This is a genomic window from Sphingomonas echinoides ATCC 14820 (genome assembly GCF_000241465.1).
Lineage (GTDB): Bacteria > Pseudomonadota > Alphaproteobacteria > Sphingomonadales > Sphingomonadaceae > Sphingomonas > Sphingomonas echinoides.
The window spans coordinates 138,896-140,502 of the sequence record NZ_JH584236.1 but is presented as its reverse complement, the minus strand read 5'-3'; the positions used below and the strand labels follow the sequence as shown (position 1 = coordinate 140,502).

2 protein-coding genes and 1 pseudogene are annotated in these 1,607 nt (G+C 62.2%); 1 reads left to right on the top strand and 2 read right to left on the bottom strand.

Going from position 1 to position 1,607, the window contains the following annotated elements; genetic code table 11:
- Positions 1 to 117 (top strand): annotated as a pseudogene (locus tag ON00_RS21430) (antirestriction protein ArdC); the annotation flags it as partial.
- Positions 118 to 241: 124 nt separating this feature from the next.
- Here the strand turns inward: ON00_RS21430 and ON00_RS19090 are convergent.
- Positions 242 to 1,410, bottom strand: a protein-coding gene (locus ON00_RS19090) for an IS3 family transposase (RefSeq protein WP_169313358.1) whose coding sequence is annotated in 2 segments (ribosomal slippage) — positions 242 to 1,149 and positions 1,149 to 1,410 — 1,170 coding nt in all. Because the reading frame shifts where the segments join, the coding sequence is not laid out codon by codon here.
- On the bottom strand, positions 1,373 to 1,607 hold a 235-nt coding region (locus tag ON00_RS20990; protein WP_211207182.1), incomplete at its 5' end, for a hypothetical protein. The genes ON00_RS19090 and ON00_RS20990, both read right to left, overlap by 38 nt.

Here is a 1,607-nt window from a genome sequence, read left to right as displayed (position 1 = left end):
GTGCTGCGCGAAGACAATCGGGCGATCTTTCGTGCCGCCAGCGCCGCCAGCAAGGCGGCCGACTTCCTGCTCGCCTTCCCGCACGAGATGGCTGTCGAAGGGAGGGCGGCGGCATGATCCTCCTACCCCCCGAGATCGACCTCGCCTTGCGCGCGAACGACCGCCTTCACCGTGCAGCGTGCCGGGACCACATGCGCGAGCCTGATCTGATCGGCCCCCACCGAGTGGTCCGGCTTGATTGTTAGTGCATGATCGCCTTCGGCGCCATGGCCGCCCTCCGGTTCCGCTTCGCTCCACCTACGGGCGACCATGGCGGCGTTGCAGTTTCCGGGGCCGGCGGCCGATAACCCAATGAGCTATGCGGCCTGACTGTATTGTAATGCCGCCGCCAGGCTTCGGTCAGGATTTTCGCCTCGGCCAAGGTATAGAAGATTTCGCCGTTGAGCAGTTCGTCACGCATCGAGCCGTTGAAAGACTCACAATAGCCGTTCTCCCATGGGCTACCGGGGGTGATGTAGAGCGTCTTTACGCCGATCCTGGCCAACCATTGTTGCACGGCGTTGGCGATAAATTCGCTGCCATTATCGGACCTGATATGTGCCGGTGGGCCACGCGTGACGAACAGTTCCGCCAACGCTGCCAGAACGTCTTCGCTGCGCAGCCGCCGCGCTACCGGCAGGGCCAAGCACTCTCGGCTGGCCTCGTCGATGATCGACAGGATGCGGAACTTACGCCCGTCGTGGGTGCGGCCCTCGACAAAGTCATACGACCAGACGTGCCCGGGATATTCCGGCCGCAGCCGGATGCACGATCCGTCATTGAGCCACAGACGTCCACGCTTTGGCTGCTTTTGTGGCACCTTTAGCCCCTCCCGCCGCCAGATGCGCTCGACCCGCTTGCGGTTCACGTGCCAGCCCGCGTCACGCAGCAGCGCCGTCACCCGGCGATACCCATAACGACCATATTGCCGGGCCAGCGCAATGATGTCCTCGGTCAGCGCCGCTTCGTCATCGGCCCCGCGTGGCAGCTTGCGCTGCGTCGATCGGTGTTGTCCGAGCACACGGCATACCCGTCGCTCGGACACCGGCATCATTGCCTTGATATGATCGATGCAGCGTCGCCGCCGAGCGGGGCTCAGTAATTTCCCCGTGCAGCCTCCTGCAGGATAACCTTGTCCAGAGTGAGCTCCGATACTGCCTGCCGCAGCCGGGCATTCTCGCGCTCCAAGTCCTTCATCCGACGTGCCTGATCTACCTTCAGCCCGCCATATTCCTTGCGCCAGCGGTAATAGGTCTGCTCCGTGACACCCAGCCGTCGGCACGCATCCGGCACCGTCCCACCCTGCGCCAGCACGATCTCCGCCTCACGCAACTTACCGATGATCTCCTCCGGCTTGTGCTTCTTGCCCATTTCCAAACTCCTTCGTCGTCCAAAATAACAGAGATTTTGGACCACTCAGAAGGGGGCAGATCATGAGCACCCGCTTCAAAGCGTCCATGTGGTCGTTACCGCGCTGCTCGATCGTCGTGAGGACGCACTCGGACACATCAAGAATATCGCTGAAGGTATATCCAGCTGCCGCTTCCAGTTTGGCGTCCAGCACCGAG